Annotated in this window: 1 protein-coding gene; it reads left to right on the top strand. The window is 67.1% G+C overall.

The window, feature by feature from the left end; translation table 11 throughout:
* On the top strand, positions 1 to 222 hold a 222-nt coding region (locus QD172_RS17330; protein ID WP_279856369.1), incomplete at both ends, for a hypothetical protein.

Below are 222 nucleotides of genomic sequence, written 5' to 3'. Positions count from 1 at the left end.
ACGCCTTGAGCCTGAGCGAGGCCGAGCGCTGGCCGGAATTGCGACTGGAGGCGACAAGCTCACGTTATGAGTCGAACGACGACATGGTCAGCGACTCCAGTATCGGCCTGCGCATCGAGGCACCGGTCTTCCAAGGCCTGACGCCGTTGCGCCAGCCTGAAGCGGACCGCGCACGCCTGACCGCCGCCCAGTTCGAGACCGCCTCCACGGCCCGTGAGCTGC

The organism is Cobetia sp. 10Alg 146, from assembly GCF_029846385.1.
In the GTDB taxonomy this organism is placed as follows: Bacteria; Pseudomonadota; Gammaproteobacteria; order Pseudomonadales; family Halomonadaceae; genus Cobetia; species Cobetia marina.
Note: the sequence above shows the minus strand (reverse complement) of the source record. Positions and strands in the feature narration are given on the sequence as shown.